A 17,437-nucleotide genomic window follows, 5' to 3' on the forward strand; every position below is an offset into this window, starting at 1 on the left:
AGCGATGCAATAGAGATAACGCGAAGCAGCGGCATGTGCAGCACGCTGACAAAGGTGGGTCAGGAGAAAGAAAGTCAAATTTGTAAAGTTTTCGTTACGAATTGAGCCGGACTATGATGTTCTCGGGATTTCCCAGTGGGAATCGGCCTACAACTGTCACATAATCTTGACGACTATTTGCGCTGCCACGCAGAAACCTTTGTGGGCCTCGCCACGCGGGGCTTGAATGGCGCGCCTTTCTATCTCATACGCACCCGGGCCTATCCATGCGCATCAAAGTCCACTGCCAGAACCGCATCGGCATCCTGCGAGACATCCTCAACTTGTTGGTGGAGTACGGCATCAACGTCGCCCGAGGGGAGGTCGGTGGTGAGCATGGCAACGCGATCTACCTGCACTGCCCAAACCTGATCAACATCCAGTTCCAGGCATTGCGTCCGAAATTCGAAGGCATCGCCGGGGTATTTGGCGTCAAGCGCGTAGGACTGATGCCCAGCGAGCGTCGGCACATGGAACTCAACGCCTTGCTCGGCGCCTTGGAGTTTCCGGTGCTGTCCATCGATATGGGGGGCTCCATCGTCGCGGCCAACCGGGCGGCGGCGCAGTTGCTCGGGGTGCGTGTCGACGAGGTGCCGGGCATTCCGCTGTCCCGTTACGCAGAAGATTTCGACTTGCCGGAACTGGTGCGCGCCAACCAGTCGCGCATCAATGGCCTGCGGGTCAAGGTCAAGGGCGATGTGTTCCTGGCGGACATCGCGCCACTGCAATCGGAACACGACGACAGCGAAGCCATGGCCGGTGCGGTACTGACACTGCACCGGGCCGACCGAGTGGGGGAGCGGATCTATAACGTGCGCAAGCAGGAGTTGCGCGGATTCGACAGTATTTTCCAGAGTTCGAAAGTGATGGCGGCGGTGGTCCGTGAGGCCCGGCGCATGGCCCCGCTGGACGCGCCGCTCTTGATAGAGGGCGAAACCGGCACTGGCAAGGAGTTGCTGGCGCGCGCTTGTCACCTGGCGAGCCCCCGCGGGCAATCGCCATTGATGGCGCTCAACTGCGCCGGGCTGCCGGAGTCCATGGCCGAGACCGAACTGTTCGGCTACGGGCCGGGGGCCTTCGAAGGCGCCCGGGCCGAAGGCAAGCTCGGCCTGCTGGAACTGACCGCGGGGGGAACGCTGTTCCTCGACGGGGTCGGGGAGATGAGCCCGCGCCTGCAAGTGAAATTGCTGCGCTTCCTGCAGGACGGTTGCTTCCGCCGAGTCGGCAGCGATGAAGAGGTGTACCTGGACGTCAGGGTGATCTGCGCGACACAGGTCGACTTGTCCGAACTCTGTTCACGGGGCGAATTCCGTCAGGATTTGTACCACCGCTTGAACGTGCTTTCCCTGCACATTCCCCCCCTGCGCGAATGCCTCGATGGCCTGGAACCGCTGGTGGAACATTTCCTCGACCAGGCCAGCCGCCAGATCGGTTGTGCACTGCCCAAGCTGGCCCCGGCGGCGATGGATCGCCTCAGTCACTACCATTGGCCGGGCAACGTCCGACAGCTGGAAAACGTGCTGTTCCAGGCCGTTTCCCTGTGCGACGGCGGGAAGGTGAAGGCCGAGCATATCCGTCTGCCGGACTACGGTGTGCGTCAGCCCCTTGGCGATTTTTCCCTTGAGGGGGGGCTGGACGACATCGTCGGACGCTTCGAGAAAGCTGTGCTGGAGCGCTTGTACACCGATCATCCCAGCAGCCGGCAATTGGGCAAGCGGTTGGGGGTCTCCCATACCACCATTGCCAATAAACTGCGGGAGTATGAGGTGGGTAAAACCGAGTCATAGCTATTTATCTGTTGCGTTTTTACGGACCTCATCGCGAGCAAGCTCGCTCCCACATGAATCTTCAGTGTTCACTGGATTTGTGGGCATCCAGATAACCTTGTGGAAGCGAGCTTGCTCGCGATGGCGGCAGTGGCCGTTATCGAAGGACAAGCATTGCCACCAACCGGCACGACACCGCCGGTTTTTCGTCTTCGATACATTTCAAAAGTCCCTTCCACAATCCTAAACCCCTTGTTTGCCGGGGCGCGGGGCGCCAGAAAAAAGTTGGTCTGCAAATTGCTTAAGGCTGTGCAACACAGCAGTGGGCGGCAAACGTCCGGCATGCAGAGGAACGACAGTGGACAAGTACCTTTATGTGGCAATGACCGGCGCCAGCCAGAACGCACTGGCGCAGCGGGCCCATGCCAACAACCTGGCGAACATCTCCACCAATGGCTTTCAGAAAGACCTGGAGCAGGCGCGCTCGATGCCGGTGTTCGGCGACAGCTTTCCGGCGCGGGCCTTTGCCCTGTCGGAGCGTCCCGCTACTGACTTCACTCCGGGCGCGCTGGTGGAAACCGGTCGTGACCTCGACGTCGCGGTGAGCGGGCCGGGCTGGATGGCTGTGCAGAACCCCGACGGCGGTGAAAGCTACGTGCGCACCGGCAGCCTCAATGTCGACGCCTTGGGCGTGCTGCGAGCCGGCAACGGCATGCCGGTGATGGGTAACGGTGGTCCGATCGCCGTGCCGCCGGAGCAGAAAATCGAAATCGGCCAGGACGGCACCATCAGCATTCGCGCCATGGGTGAAGGCCCGCGGGTGATGGCTGAAGTCGACCGCATCAAGCTGGTCAACCCGGACCTCAAGAACATGACCAAGGGCCTGGACGGTTCGATCCGTACCAAGGACGGCCAGCCGGCGCCCATCGATGCCAACGTGCAGTTGGTGTCGGGTTTCCAGGAGGCGAGCAACGTCAACGCCGTGGATGAAATGACTTCGGTGCTGGCCCTGGCCAAGCAGTTCGAGCTCCACGTCAAGATGATGAACACCGCCAAAGAAGGCGATGAAGCCATGGCTCGGGTCTTGCAGATCTAATCATTAATTACAGCGCTGCGCCGAAAAACAGGCGTACGAGGAGAATCGAATGCTTCCGGCTCTTTGGGTTGCCAAAACAGGTCTGTCCGCCCAGGACACCAACCTTTCTACTATTTCCAACAACCTGGCGAACGTCTCGACCACGGGTTTCAAACGTGATCGCGCCGAGTTCCAGGACCTGCTCTATCAGGTAAAACGCCAGCCTGGCGCCCAGTCGACCCAGGACAGCGAACTGCCGTCGGGCCTGCAAGTGGGTACCGGTGTACGCATTGTCGGCACCCAGAAAAACTTCAACGCCGGCAGCCTGCAGACCACCGAGCAGCCGCTGGACATGGCCATCGACGGTCGCGGTTTCTTCCAGATCCTGCAGCCGGACGGCACCACTTCCTACACCCGTGACGGTACGTTCCACCTCGACTCCAATGGCCAGATCGTCAACGCCAGTGGTTTCGCCCTGGAGCCGGCGATCATCATTCCGAACGATGCCCAGACCTTCACCGTGGGCCGCGACGGCACCGTGTCCATCACCATTGCGGGCAACCCAGCCTCACAGGTGATCGGCAACCTGCAGACCGCTGACTTCATCAACCCGGCCGGCCTGCAAGCGGTGGGCAACAACCTGTTCATGGAGACCGCCGCCAGCGGCGCGCCGCAAGTCGGCACCCCGGGCCTGAACGGTTTCGGTACCACGCTGCAGAACACCCTGGAAACCTCCAACGTGAGCACCGTCGAGGAGATGGTCAACATGATCACCACCCAGCGTGCCTACGAGATGAACTCCAAGGTGATCTCCACCGCCGACCAGATGCTCTCGTTCGTTACGCAGAATCTGTAATCGTCACAACGCCCGTCATTACGTAGACAGGGCGGCCCCAGGGTCGCCTGCAACACCAAGAGGTAGGGTCATGAAACGCTTCGTATCTGTTCTGGCACTGAGTGGCATCACCGCACTCGCGGGCTGTGTCGCGCCGACACCCAGGCCCAATGACCCGTATTACGCTCCGGTGTTGCCACGCACGCCGTTGCCGGCTGCCGCCAACAATGGCTCGATCTACCAGGCCGGCTTCGAGCAGAACCTCTACAGCGACCGCAAGGCCTTCCGGGTCGGTGACATCATCACCATCACCCTGAACGAGCGGACGCAGGCCAGCAAGAACGCCAACTCGCAGATCGACAAGACCAGCGAGACCAGCGTCGGCCTGACCTCGTTGTTCGGCTCCAGCCTGACCACCAACAACCCGATCGGCGGCGGTGACCTGAGCCTCAACGCCGGTTACGGTTCCGACCGGGCCAGCAAGGGCGACAGCAAGTCCGGCCAGAGCAACAGCCTGACCGGCTCGATTACCGTGACCGTCGCCGATGTGTTGCCTAACGGCATCATTGTTGTGCGCGGCGAGAAGTGGCTGACCCTCAACACCGGTGACGAACTGGTGCGCATCGCCGGCATGGTTCGCGCCGACGACATCGCCACTGACAACACCGTTTCGTCCACCCGTGTGGCCGATGCGCGCATCACCTATTCGGGCACCGGTGCCTTTGCCGATGCGAGTCAGCCAGGCTGGTTCGACCGTTTCTTCCTCAGCCCGAAGTTCCCTTTCTAGGTGGCCCAGTTGAATCTTAAGCAGCTGTTGATCGGTGCCCTGGTGATGTCCGCAGCCTTTACCGCTCAGGCCGAGCGTTTGAAGGACATCGCCAGCATTTCCGGTGTGCGTTCCAACCAGTTGATCGGCTACGGCCTGGTCGTGGGCCTGAACGGCACTGGCGACCAGACCACCCAGACCCCATTCACCCTGCAGACCTTCAACAACATGCTGTCGCAGTTCGGCATCAAGGTGCCGGCCGGCTCTGGCAATGTGCAGTTGAAGAACGTTGCGGCGGTGTCGGTCAGTGCCGATCTGCCGGCGTTCGCCAAGCCCGGTCAACAAGTGGATATCACCGTTTCGTCCATCGGTAACTCCAAGAGCCTGCGTGGCGGAACGTTGCTGCTGACGCCGCTCAAGGGTATCGACGGCAACGTCTACGCCATCGCCCAGGGCAACCTGGTGGTAGGCGGTTTCGATGCCGAGGGGCGCGACGGTTCGAAGATCACCGTCAACGTTCCGTCGGCCGGTCGCATCCCCGGTGGTGCGTCGGTGGAACGTGCGGTGCCGAGCGGTTTCAACCAGGGCAACAGCCTGACGCTGAACCTCAACCGTTCCGACTTCACCACCGCCAAGCGCATCGTCGACAAGATCAACGACATGCTCGGCCCAGGCGTGGCCCAGGCCATCGACGGCGGCTCGATCCGTGTCACCGCGCCGCTGGATCCGAGCCAACGGGTCGACTATCTGTCGATCCTGGAGAACCTCGAGGTCGATCCGGGCCAGGCGGTGGCGAAGGTCATCATCAATTCGCGCACCGGCACCATCGTCATCGGCCAGAACGTCAAGGTTTCCCCGGCCGCCGTGACCCACGGCAGCCTGACCGTGACCATCACCGAAGACCCGATCGTCAGCCAGCCGGGGCCATTGTCCAACGGTCAGACCGCCGTGGTCCCGCGTTCGCGGGTCAATGCCGAGCAGGAAGCCAAGCCGATGTTCAAGTTCGGCCCGGGCACGACCCTGGATGAAATCGTCCGGGCAGTGAACCAGGTCGGCGCGGCGCCGGGCGACTTGATGGCCATTCTTGAAGCCTTGAAGCAGGCCGGCGCGTTGCAAGCCGACCTGATCGTGATTTAAGGACCGCGGCCATGGTGGATATGCGCAAAGGCGCCTTGATCAGCGGCGATTCAGGTTCCTACTCGGACTTGAATCGCCTGAACCAGCTCAAGGTCGGCGACAAGAACAGCGACGGCAACCTGCGTAAAGTGGCGCAGGAATTCGAATCGCTGTTCCTCGGTGAAATGCTCAAGTCCATGCGTTCGGCCACCGAGGCCTTGGGCAAGGACAACCCGATGAACACGCCGGAAGCCAAGCAATATCAGGAAATGTACGACCAGCAGTTGGCCGTTTCCATGTCCCGCGAAGGCGGTGGTATCGGTCTGGCCGATGTGCTGTTGCGCCAGATGTCCAAGAACAAACCGCTGGCTTCCGGCGAAGCCGCCACGTTGTCGGCCGCCAAGCAGCAGGAGGCGCTGGAAAAGGTCGCCAAGGCACCGGTACCCACGCCAGTGGCCGCCGGGACACTGCCCGACGGACCTTTATCGCGCAGCAACGGCCAGCGTCCGCTCTGGGCTTCGCGGGCCGTGAGCGCGCCGCAAGGGGCCGAGGGCGTGCACCGCAACGACATGGAGCTGCTCAACCAGCGTCGCCTGGCCCTGCCGCCGAAACTGGCCGACCGCTTGCTCGCCGGGCTGGTGCCTTCGGCTTCGGCCAATGCCGATGTCCCTGCGCAGAACCTGCTGCCGGATCGCGCCATCGCCGCCGTCAAGCCGGCCACCGGCGAACTGGCTAACGGTGACTGGCTGGCCGCGCTCAAGGCTGCCGAGCCGAAAGGGGACATGCAGGTCTATGGTCGTGCCGTGGCCCAGCCACCGCTGGCACCGGCGCGCAAGGCCTTCCGCGATGCGGATGAATTCGTCAACGCCATGCTGCCAATGGCCAAGGAAGCCGCCGACCGCATCGGTGTCGATCCACGCTACCTGGTGGCCCAGGCCGCCTTGGAAACCGGTTGGGGCAAGTCGGTGATGCGCCAGCCCGATGGCAGCAGCAGTCATAACCTGTTCGGCATCAAGGCCAGCGCCAACTGGAAGGGCGATTCGGCACGGGCGATCACCAGCGAATTCCGCAATGGCGCGATGGTCAAGGAGACGGCCGAGTTCCGCTCCTATGCCTCGTACCGCGACAGTTTCCATGACTTGGTCAACCTGCTGCAAAGCAACAGTCGCTATCAAGATGTGCTGAAGTCGGCCGATAACCCCGAACAGTTTGTACGCGAGTTGCAGAAGGCCGGTTACGCCACCGACCCGAACTACGCCAATAAGATTTCGAACATAGCCCGGCAGATGACGAGTTACCAAAACTACGCGTCGGCTGGTGCCACCACGACTTTATAAGGTCTGAACCATGAGTTTGCTCAATATCGGGATGTCGGGTCTGTCCGCAAGCCAGACCGCACTGGTGACCACGGGTAACAACATCGCCAACGTCGATACCGCTGGGTATTCGCGTCAGCAGACCGTGCAGACCACCAAGGCGTCGAACCAGTACGGCAACGTGTTCATTGGTTCCGGCACGACCCTGGCTGATGTGCGCCGGGTGTATAACTCGTATCTTGAAGCGCAACTGAAAACCACCACCTCGCTCAACAGCGATGCGGCGGCCTACCAGGGGCAGATCACCCCGCTTGACTCCCTGCTGTCGGACAGCGGCACTGGCCTCAACGGCGCGCTGACCAAGTTTTTCGCTTCGGTGCAGAACGTCAACGCCAAGCCGGGTGACGATGCATCCCGGCAGTTGCTGCTCAGCGATGCCCAGGCCTTGAGCAACCGTTTCAATTCGATTTCCAACCAGTTGACGGAGCAGAGCCAGAATATCAATGGCAACCTGTCGAACATGGTCGACCAGGTCAATAACCTGGCGGTCACCGTTGCGCAGTTGAACAAGAAAATCGCCGAAGTCTCCAACGCCGGCGGCGCCCCCAACGACCTGCTCGATGCTCGCAGCGAAACCATTCGCCAACTGTCGACCTTCACCGGCACACAGGTTGTCGAGAACGGCAGCAGCCTGGACATCTATCTGGGCTCCGGCCAACCGCTGGTCATGGGCAACATCGTCAATACCCTGGAAGCGGTGCCGGACAAGAACGATCCGGGGCGCATGGGCATCCAGCTCAACAGCGGTTCCAGCTCCATGGACCTGACGTCGGTGCTCACCGGCGGCGAGATCGGTGGCCTGATGCGCTACCGCAGTACCGTGCTCGACCCGGCCATGAACGAGCTGGGGCGCGTGGCCCTGGTGGTCGCCGACCAGATGAACAGCATCCAGGCCTCGGGCATCGACATGAACGGGGCCTTCGGCTCCAACTTGTTCACTAACATCAACAGCGCCACGCAGATCAGCCAGCGCAGCGTTGCGTCGTTGAACAACAGCGCCGGCTCCGGCAACTTCAACATCGCCATCAAAGACTCCGGCAAGCTGACCACCAACGACTACAAGGTGACGTTCACCAGCGGCACGGACTACACCGTCCAGCGCCTGCCAGACGGCACCTCGATGGGCGCGTTCAACACCGCGACCACGCCACCGCCGGTGATCGACGGTTTTTCGATGACGTTCGCCAACGGCACCGCCGCCGCCGGCGACTCGTTCAAGCTCACGCCTACCCGCAACGCGGCGGGCAACATCAAGACCGAGATGACCGACTCCAAACGGCTGGCGATTGCCGCGCCGTTGGGCGCCGCCATCGTGCCAGGGGGTAGCGGCACGCTGACCATCCCGGCCAGCGGTCAGCCGAGCATGACCACCAAGCTGGATATCTACGACTCAGCCACCACGACCATCATCCAGAACGGCATCAAGAATTCCATGCCGGTCAAGGTGGTGTTCGGCGCGACGTCCGCCGATGGCACCAGCCAGGCTTATCAATTGCTCGATGCCAAAGGTGTCCAGATCAGCAATGGCACGATCAAGCCCGGCGAAAGCAACACCTTGAGCCTGAGTGTTCCGCTCAAGGACGCCAGTGGCAACCCGATCATGGATTCGTCCGTGCCGCCGGTACAACGCACCGTCACGTTTGACATGTCCATTGCCGGTGCTCCATCCAACGGCGCCTCGATCAATGTCAGCCTCAGCCAGGCCGGCAGCCTGGACAACCGTAACGGCACTGCCCTGGCCGGCTTGCAGACTGCCAAGACCGTCGACACCGGCTCCAGTAGTAAAGGTATTTCCCTGAACGATGCCTACGGCAAGCTGGTGGAAGGCGTCGGCGCCAAGGCCGCCCAGGGCAAGCTCGACAGCGCCGCCACTGGCGCGATCCTGGACAACGCCAAGACCGCCCGCGATTCGCTGTCGGGCGTGGACCTGGATGAAGAAACCGGCAACCTGGTCAAGTTCCAGCAGTACTACACCGCGTCTTCGCAGATCATCAAGGCGGCGCAGCAAATCTTCAGCACATTGATCAACAGTCTTTAAGGAGCCGTAGCCCATGCGCATTTCTACCTCTCAGTTCTACGAAAGCACGGCTGCGAACTACCAGAAAAACTTCGCCAAGGTGGTCAAGACCAGCGAGGAAGCCAGCAGCCTGGTGCGCGTGAACACCGCTGCTGATGATCCGGTGGGTGCTTCACGCCTGCTGCAACTGGGCACCCAGGCTTCGATGCTTTCCCAATATGAAGCCAACGTCACCACCATCAAGGCGACCCTGGGCACCACCGAAGCGGTGATGACCAGCATCGGCAACGTGTTGCAGCGTGCCAAGGAACTGGCCGTGAGCGCCGGTAACGCCGGTTATACCGATGACGACCGTAAAGCGGTTGCTTCGGAGTTGGGGTCGATCGAAGATCAATTGCTGAGCCTGATGAACACCAAGGATGAAAACGGCAAATACATCTTTGCCGGCTCCAAGGGCGACGTCGTACCTTTCACCCGCAACAGCGATGGCACCTATAGCTACAACGGTGACCAGACCACGCTTGACCTGCCGATCGGCGACACCATGTCGATGGCCACCAACAGCACCGGCTGGGAAGTGTTCCAACAGGCTGTCAACACCAGTCGCAGCCAGGTCACCATGACCGCGCCGGCGGTGGATGATGGTCGCGTCGTGTTGAGCAACGGCCAAGTGTCGTCCAGCGTGACCTACAACAGTCAGTTCCGCAGTGGCGAGCCATACACGGTGGAATTCGTCAGCGGCACCCAGTTGAAAATCACCGATTCGGGTGGTAACGATGTGACCGCCGAAGCCAGCAGGGGCGGTGTCATCGACCCCAGCAGCCAAGCCGGGCAGAATGTGAGTTTTCGCGGCGTCGACCTGACCTTGAACGTCAACCTGAAAGCCGGTGACGCCGCAGGCACGGTGTTGCCTGGCCATACCTTTACCCTGGCTGCCAAGCCCGATACGTTCACCCCGGCCCGCAGCCCGGGCAACACCACCGCGACTCAGATCATCGGTAGCGAAATCACCGATCCGGTGGCCTACCACGCCAGTTTCCCGACGGGAGCGGCGGTGTTGAAGTTCACCAGTGCCACGGATTTCGACCTGTACGCAGCGCCCTTGAACGCTGATAGCAAGCCGGTGTCCAGCGGCACCTTGGCGGGTAATGTCGCGACCGCATCCGGTGTGAGTTTCACGCTCAATGGTGCCCCGGCCGCCAATGATCAATTCAGTATTTCGGTTAATACTCACGAGACGCAGAACATTCTGGACACGGTGAGTCAGTTGCGGACAGCGTTGAACACCCCGGTCGATGGCGATGCCATCGCTGGCCAGAAGCTGAATGCTGCGGTGGCTTCGGGTATCAGTAACCTGGCCAGTGGCACTGATCAATTGACCAGCGCGTTGAGTTCAGTCGGCGGGCGCGGCCAGTCGCTCGAGACCCAGAGCGATACCAACCAGAGCTTTGTCCTGGCCAATACGCAGACCCAGTCGGCGATTCGTGACTCGGACCCGGCTGAGGTGATGACTCGTCTGACGCTGCAGCAGACCATGCTGCAAGCTTCGCAACTGGCGTTCAGCAAGATCACCCAGTTGGGCCTGTTCAACAAGATCTGATGGGTTTGGGGGTTATGTCGAAATGAGGTAGCCCCCAGCCTCCGTTTTTTTACGGCTCAGGAGGTCGGCTCTTGTGAGAGGCGGCACCGGCCAGCCGAGAGTCTTTCGCGTGAAACCTACTCCTCTTGTCAGCATCGTCGTCCCCGCGTTCAACCCTCGCTTTTTCCGCGAGGCGCTCAAGAGTGCCCTGGATCAGGATTACGAAAACCTGGAAGTCATCGTGTGCGATGACTGCCCTGGTGACGACATCCGCCAGATCGTCGACTCATTGCGTGATCACTCGGATATTACCGTGCGCTACCTGCGTAACCCGCAGCGGCTGGGTTTCCAGCAGAACATGTTGCGCTGCCTGGAAGAGGCGGGCGGTGAGTTCATCAAGTTCCTGTGTGATGACGATAAGTTGCTCCAGTCCTGCGTGAGTCAACAGGCACAGGTCCTCGCAGCGCATGACGACGTTCAGTTGGTCATCAGCAAGCGGCACTTTATCGATGCTGACGGTTATGTACTGCCGATTCGCCTGGAGAACGTCGGCATCGCCTTGTTCGAAGGCTTGTACAAGGGCGAAGACCTGTTGGCGTCCGTCGAGGCCACGCCGCGTAATATCTTCGGTGGTTTCACTGGTGCCTTGATGCGTCGGGCCGACATCGTGGCCTTGCTGCCCGCTCTGGCCCAGGTTGGCCAAGGGTTTGTCGCGTTGCTTGATATGGCGTTGTTCATTTGCCTGTTGCGACGCGGCAACCTGGTGGAGTTGTGCAGCCTTGGCAGCCTTGAGCGGTTGTACCCGCAAAGATTGTCTCACCGTCCCGACACCGTCGATGCCTCGATTATCGAATGGACATGGCTGGCCCAAATGCTGGCCCAGCGCAGTGGCGAGCCGGCACCGGCTTCGGGTTGGGTGCGTTATCTGAACCTGGATCAGGTCAAGCCGAACCAGCCCCATGAGTGGGAAGAGCTGAACCTGTATTCGTTGATGGCCAGTCGGCAGGCCATTGTGGCGTATCAGGTCGGCACCGATGCCGAGAGCTACGACGAAGTTTACCGGCAGTGGCTGGACTACCGGCGGTTCGAAAAACCGCGTCAACGGGTGATCCTGCGACAGGTCGAACTCTGGGCTCAACGTCCGGGTATTGTGCCGGTGGTGTTCGACTTTGGCGCAGACACCGAGGCGGTGGCACTGACGCTGGAGAGCATTGCCTCGCAGATCTATACCAGCGAACCGGTGGTGCTGTTTTCCAATGGCCGAGGCGCGATCGAAGGCAATGTGATGCGTGTGGCGCTGCAACCCGACTGGTTGCGTGCGCTCAATGAGCTGTTGCCTCGCCTGGAGGGGGGCCATTGGTTCTATCTGCTGCGCGCCGGGGATCGGTTGAGAGAGTCGGCATTGCTGGTGCTGGCCGAACGGATCAACGCGATGCCCGGCATTGCCTGTGTCTACAGCGACGAGGGCGCACTGGAGGACGGTAAATCGTTGGAACCGATCTTCAAGCCTGATTTCAATCTCGACCTGATGCGCGCCTATCCTTATGTGGGCAGGGCCTTGGCCTTCTCGCGCCAGCGCGTGCTGGAACTGGGTGGCTTTGACACGGACCTGGGCGAGCTGGCGCCCCATGATCTGATCTGGCGCCTGGTGGAAACCGACGGCCCGCAGACCATCGAGCACTTGGCGGAGATCCAGGTGGAGTCGACCCTGGCCTTCGCCCAGTGGCTTTCGCTGCCACAGGTGATCGAGCAGAGTCCCAGGTTGCTGATGACCCATTTGCAACGTATCGGTGTGGAGCATCTGCTGCATCCGGGGCCATTACCGTTGATTCCGCGGATCGAGTATCTGCACCCCGAGCGTCCGTTGGTCTCGATCATCATCAGTGTCAAGGATCAACTGGCGGCGCTGGAAAGCTGCATCAACAGTTTGTTGACCACTACCGACTATGGACATTACGAAGTCATCATTGTCGACAATGGCAGCGAAACCGATGAAATGCGCAACTGGCTGGCGGCCATGGCCGAGTTGGGCAGTGACAAGCTGCGAATAGTGGCGGTCGCCGGACAGAGCAACGAAGCGCAGGTGAAGAACTTTGCCGCTGGCCAGGCTCGCGGTGATTACCTGCTGTTGCTCAGCCCATTTTGTGTGATTCACGACGCGGCCTGGTTGGACGAATTATTGAACCATGCCCAGCGCCCTGAAGTGGCCATCGTTGGCCCGCGAACCCTGAATTTGCAGGGTCAGGTGATCGACACCGGTCTGGTGCTCGGGCTCGATGGCTTGGCCGGTCGGCCGTTTGCCAACGAGCAACCCACCACCGGCGGTTACATGCAGCGCTTGCAGGTCGTGCAGAACTGGAGCGCGGTGAGTGGTCATTGCCTGCTGGTGCGCAGGGCCGTGTTCGATAGCGTTGGAGGCTTGTCGCCTGCCATTGACACGCCAGGCATCAATGCCCTTGAACTGTGCCTGGAAATTGGCAAGCAAGGTTATCTGGTGGTTACGACCCCCTATGCGAACGTGATCCTGAAGCCTTCCGCCGGGTTTGCCCGCGAGGCATCCTGGAAGCGGCGCCTGGAGCAGGAGCAAGAGTCGTTTTATCAGCGCTGGTTACCAAAGATCGCCAATGACCCGGCCTACAACCGTAACCTTAGCCTGACCGGTAACAGCTTCAGCCTGGCACCGGGCCAGCGCACTGGATGGAACCCCTTATGCAGCCAGCCGCTGCCGTCGATCCTGGGCTTGGCCCTCAACAGTTCAGCCATCGGCCACTATCGCATCAGCCAGCCGCTGATTGAGTTGCATAACGCTGGACGGATTTTCGGACGGGTGTCCTATGAAATGCCGTCGATCATCGAAGTCGAGCGCGAAGCGCCAGATGTGATTGTGTTCCAAGGGCGCTACAACACCAGTAAGTTCAACGACCTCGTCCAGGTGAAGACCTATTCGAATGCCATGCGCATATACGAACTCGATGATTATGTTGCGCGGATCCCCGTAAAGAATGATCACACCCGCAACATGCCGGACAATATCCAGGATCTGTTGGAACGCGGTATCGCCTTGTGCGATCGGGTAGTGGTTTCGACGTTTCCTCTGGCTGACGCGCTGTCGAACCTGCATCACGATATTCGTGTGGTGCCGAACATGCTGGCGCCGCATCTGTGGAACCGAATCTCAAGTCAGCGCCGCACCTCGATCAAGCCTCGGGTCGGTTGGGGCGGCGGCACCAGCCACCGGGGTGACCTGGAGGTCATCGCCGAGGTGGTGCGCGAGCTGGCGGATGAAGTCGAATGGGTCTTTTTTGGCATGTGTCCGGATTCGCTCAGGCCCTATGTGCATGAATACCATGCTGGCGTCGCGCTCTCTTCGTACCCGGCCAGGCTGGCGAGCCTGAACCTGGACCTGGCCTTGGCACCGCTGGAACTTCATATTTTCAATGACTGTAAAAGCAACCTCAGGTTGCTGGAATACGGTGCTTGCGGTTATCCGGTCATTTGTACTGAAACCGAAGCCTATCGCGGTCATCTACCCTGTACTCGGGTGAAGACCAACAGCACGCAGGAGTGGCTGGAGGCGATTCGCATGCACCTGTCAGACCCGCAGGCCAGTTATCAAATGGGGGATCAGCTACGTGAAGTGGTGCTGCGCGACTTCATGCTGCGTGGCGATAACCTGCGCTACTGGGCCGATGGCTGGTTGCCGGATTGATTGACAGTGACCGTGCAGGACCTAGTCTGACCGACAGAACGAGGACCGGACTTCGACCGGGACGCCATGAACATGATGCCGCCGATCAGGCGACGTGCTCGTTATAGGAATTCATATGCAACGCAGTATTGCCAATGATTCATCCGCTCCGTTGAACGAGCGTTTCACCTTAGTGCTTTTGGCCCATGAGCAACCTGAAGCCTTGCGCAGGGCATTGCGTTACTACGCGGCTTACCCGTGTGCTTTGCTTGTCCTCGATTCGTCTACCGAACCGGATGCCGACAGTGTGGCGACGTTGACCGGCGTGCGTTATGTGCATAGGCCCGACACTGGTCACTTCGCCAGCAAGCTGCGTCAGGGGCTGGAGTTCGTTGCGACGCCTTACCTGGCCATAGTCGATGTCGATGCCTTCCTGCTGCCCGAAGCGCTTGATCAGTCGTTGGAATTCCTGGCTGCCCACAGCGATTATTCGGCATGCCAAGGTTATGCGTTGACCTTCGAGGCCCACGCCGCCCGTGTCGATTACTATCGCCTTGACCGCAAGGGCGTCGAGGATTTTGCCGAGTCTTGTGCCGTGGAGCGCTTGGCGACATATGCCAGCCATTGCCCGTCGTTGATCAATGCTGTCGCTCGGACCGAGATCGTGCGGCGTTGGTACGCTGTATTGCCTATGGATCTCGACCAGGCTTGGCAAGAACTTGGCCATGGTTGTGCGTTAATGACGGCAGCGAAGGTGCGTATCCTGCCGACTCCTTACGCGGTGCACGCGCTGCAAATCCCATCGACTCTTGAAGCCGGCCAACTGGCGGCCGTGCTGAGCTATCGCGATGCGAACACTGCGGCAATTCGTGAGCGCCTTGTGGCGACGCTGGGTTCGATTTTCGAGATGGGCCAGGACGACTCATCGCAGGCTGTCGAAAGCCTGGTGGGGATTGGCGATTATTTGAATCAGCGCGCAGCTTTCGCTCGGGCCAAGCTGTTCGAGTCGGGCTGGCTTTCGCAGTTGGAAGGGCCGGTCTGCCGTTTCGAGCCTACGCAGTTTGTCGAACTGCCGTTCTATAACCAGCCGTTTTTCGAATGCCTGTCCAGGCTCGAGTTTCTGATGCATGCGATGCCTGCCGGACGCGTGCAACTGCAAGGGTTGGAGGCGGTGCTGCTCAAACAAAAAGAACTGGCGCGACCACAGCGCAACACCGGCGCCGAACCGCTTAACGAACGCTTGCTCAAGGCTTTCGAGCTCAACGCTTTCAACCTCGATGTGGTGCAACAGTTGGCCGCCATCCTCGAAGAAGGCGGCGCCGAAGCAGTGAGCCTGAAGTTGAAGGAATGGGCGCAGCGTCTCCAGGACGTCATGGTGCAGGATCATGCCAGTCTTTTCGAAACCATGCGGTCCGGTCAGTTGCTACGCTGGTTGGATGGGCGTGAGCCGAGCGCGGACCAGGTCAAGGACATCACCCGATACCTGGCTCGCCATCAGGGTGGACCGACGTTCGGCATCCTGCTGCTGGACCTGGAGGCGGATTTCACCCGCTTGCAGACAACTTTCGACAGTGTGATCAACGGGGCTTGCAGGGCGTTCAAGATCATTGTGTTCACGACCGGTGACCTGCCGGCCGAAACCACCCTCCAGAACACCCTGCATTTCGTCAAGGTCAACGAAAGCAACTATGTGGATCGGATCAACCAGGTCGTCAGTCAGAGCGATTGCGACTGGGTGGTCCTGGCCGAGGCGGGAGATGAGCTGACGCCATCCGGTCTGTTGCACGCCAGCCTGGAACTGCTCGACGCACCGCAATGCCGAGCGGTGGCCATGGATGAATTCCAACGCCAGCCCGATGAAACCCTGAGCGATGTGTTCCGTCCCGGCTTCAATCTCGATCTGTTGTTGAGCGTACCGTCGTTGATGGCGCGGCACTGGTTGGTGCGTCGTGAGGTGCTGGTGCAGGCCGGTGGTTATTCGCGCGATTTCAAGGACGCCTTGGAGTTCGAATTGCTCCTGCGGTTGATCGAACAGGACGGCATGGGCGGCCTGGCGCATCTGGACGAGCCGCTGCTGATTTGCAAGGCGCAGCCGGACGGCGACAACGCCGACGAGCGCAAGGCCCTGCTTCGCCACCTCGTGGCGCGTGGCTACAAGGCTGACGTCAGTTCGGCGGTGCCGGGAGTCTACAAGATCGACTACCGCTTTATCGAACGGCCGCTGGTGTCGATCATTCTGCATGGCGACGGCGACCTGGTAACCCTGCAGCGATGCATCGTCAATGTGCTGCAACGTACCCGCTACCAGCGCTTCGAACTGCTGGTGGCCGAACATCCAGTCCACGGCGCAGCATTGAAGGACTGGCTCCGCAGCCAGGGCCATCAGGCCAGTCGCGTACGGTTCATCGATGTCGAGCCGGGACTTGCCACGGCGGTCGTGATCAACCAGGCCAGCCAGCAGGCCAAGGGTGAGTATCTGCTCACTCTGGCGGTGGACAGCGAAGTGGTGAACGTCAACTGGATCGAACTCCTGCTCAACCAGGCCCAACGTCCGGAAGTCGGCGTGGTCGGCGCCAGATTGATCGACCGTCAGGGGCGAACGACCCAGGCGGGCCTGATGCTCGGGTTCAACGGTGTGGTGGGCTCGGCGTTCGTCGGTGAGGCTGCGGATGCGCGGGGCTACATGAACCGCCTGGTGGCCGAGCAGGATTGCTCCGCGGTGTCCTTTGCTTGCCTGATGGTCTCCGCGCAGTTGTTCCAGGCGGCCGATGGCGTGGATGATGCCTTGTTCGCCGAGGGGCTGGGTGACGTGGATCTGTGCCTGCGAATCGCACAGGCCGGTTACCTCACGGTGTGGACGCCGTACGTTCAGGTCGTAAATCCGGGCATCCTGTCGTCTTCGGACGAAGCCCGCCAGGCCCTGGTCGGAAAATGGCAGGATGCGCTGTCCCATGATCCGAACTACAACGCCAACTTGGCGACGACCGGTCCGGGCTTTACCCTTGGGCCGGTGGTATCGGTGCCGTGGTCGAAGCTCATTGGCCGGACGGGCGTGTAAGAGCCCTGGCTATGGCTGAACCACCGCCATCGCGAGCAAGTCCGCTTGCGATGGCGGTGGTTCAGCTTATGGAGAGGGTCACTATGTTGCCGTCATCGCGAGCAGGCTCGCCCCCACACTTT

The 17,437-nt window shown here is 60.6% G+C and carries 10 protein-coding genes; all 10 read left to right on the forward strand.

Annotated elements, in window-relative coordinates:
• Positions 1–266 precede the first annotated feature (266 nt).
• The 10 genes from AB7M32_RS12145 (at position 267) to AB7M32_RS12190 (ending at position 17,315) form a co-directional block, all read left to right on the forward strand.
• Positions 267–1,826, forward strand: coding sequence for a sigma-54-dependent transcriptional regulator (locus AB7M32_RS12145; protein ID WP_454250029.1), 1,560 nt, complete (start codon positions 267–269; stop codon positions 1,824–1,826).
• A 337-nt stretch (positions 1,827–2,163) separates the two neighbouring features.
• The gene (locus AB7M32_RS12150; protein WP_060738660.1) at positions 2,164–2,901 is read left to right on the forward strand and encodes a flagellar basal body rod protein FlgF; all 738 of its coding nucleotides are present in this window, start codon (positions 2,164–2,166) and stop codon (positions 2,899–2,901) included.
• Between the two features lie 49 nt (positions 2,902–2,950).
• Complete coding sequence (gene flgG / locus AB7M32_RS12155) at positions 2,951–3,736, forward strand: flagellar basal-body rod protein FlgG (RefSeq protein ID WP_057448533.1); 786 nt, start codon at positions 2,951–2,953, stop codon at positions 3,734–3,736.
• Positions 3,737–3,806: 70 nt separating this feature from the next.
• Positions 3,807–4,502 carry a flagellar basal body L-ring protein FlgH gene (gene flgH / locus AB7M32_RS12160; protein ID WP_454250030.1) on the forward strand — a complete coding sequence of 232 codons (696 nt, stop codon included), beginning with the start codon at positions 3,807–3,809 and terminating at the stop codon, positions 4,500–4,502.
• A 45-nt stretch (positions 4,503–4,547) separates the two neighbouring features.
• Positions 4,548–5,618: a flagellar basal body P-ring protein FlgI gene (locus AB7M32_RS12165; RefSeq protein ID WP_162488974.1), complete on the forward strand. Its 1,071-nt coding sequence runs from the start codon at positions 4,548–4,550 to the stop codon at positions 5,616–5,618.
• A gap of 14 nt (positions 5,619–5,632) precedes the next feature.
• Positions 5,633–6,934 (forward strand): flagellar assembly peptidoglycan hydrolase FlgJ, encoded by a 1,302-nt coding sequence (gene flgJ, locus AB7M32_RS12170; protein WP_454252127.1) that lies wholly within the window; start codon positions 5,633–5,635, stop codon positions 6,932–6,934.
• Between the two features lie 10 nt (positions 6,935–6,944).
• Complete coding sequence (gene flgK / locus AB7M32_RS12175; RefSeq protein ID WP_454250031.1) at positions 6,945–9,011, forward strand: flagellar hook-associated protein FlgK; 2,067 nt, start codon at positions 6,945–6,947, stop codon at positions 9,009–9,011.
• 13 nt (positions 9,012–9,024) lie between these two features.
• Complete coding sequence (locus tag AB7M32_RS12180; RefSeq protein ID WP_454250032.1) at positions 9,025–10,590, forward strand: flagellar hook-associated protein 3; 1,566 nt, start codon at positions 9,025–9,027, stop codon at positions 10,588–10,590.
• Between the two features lie 109 nt (positions 10,591–10,699).
• Entirely contained in the window at positions 10,700–14,278 is a 3,579-nt protein-coding gene (locus AB7M32_RS12185; protein WP_454250033.1) for a glycosyltransferase, read from the forward strand.
• Positions 14,279–14,393: 115 nt separating this feature from the next.
• Positions 14,394–17,315, forward strand: a complete 2,922-nt coding sequence (locus AB7M32_RS12190) for a glycosyltransferase family 2 protein (protein WP_454250034.1) — start codon at positions 14,394–14,396, stop codon at positions 17,313–17,315.
• Positions 17,316–17,437: the final 122 nt, after the last annotated feature.

The organism is Pseudomonas sp. R151218B TE3479 (genome assembly GCF_053629195.1).

What these genes read in the sequence shown, in the direction of transcription:
- AB7M32_RS12145 (WP_454250029.1), top strand. Translation starts at nt 267, where the DNA reads ATGCGCATCAAAGTCCACTGCCAGAACCGCATCGGCATCCTGCGAGAC.
- flgG (WP_057448533.1), top strand. Translation starts at nt 2,951, where the DNA reads ATGCTTCCGGCTCTTTGGGTTGCCAAAACAGGTCTGTCCGCCCAGGAC.
- flgH (WP_454250030.1), top strand. Translation starts at nt 3,807, where the DNA reads ATGAAACGCTTCGTATCTGTTCTGGCACTGAGTGGCATCACCGCACTC.
- AB7M32_RS12165 (WP_162488974.1), top strand. Translation starts at nt 4,548, where the DNA reads ATGTCCGCAGCCTTTACCGCTCAGGCCGAGCGTTTGAAGGACATCGCC.
- flgK (WP_454250031.1), top strand. Translation starts at nt 6,945, where the DNA reads ATGAGTTTGCTCAATATCGGGATGTCGGGTCTGTCCGCAAGCCAGACC.
- AB7M32_RS12180 (WP_454250032.1), top strand. Translation starts at nt 9,025, where the DNA reads ATGCGCATTTCTACCTCTCAGTTCTACGAAAGCACGGCTGCGAACTAC.
- AB7M32_RS12190 (WP_454250034.1), top strand. Translation starts at nt 14,394, where the DNA reads ATGCAACGCAGTATTGCCAATGATTCATCCGCTCCGTTGAACGAGCGT.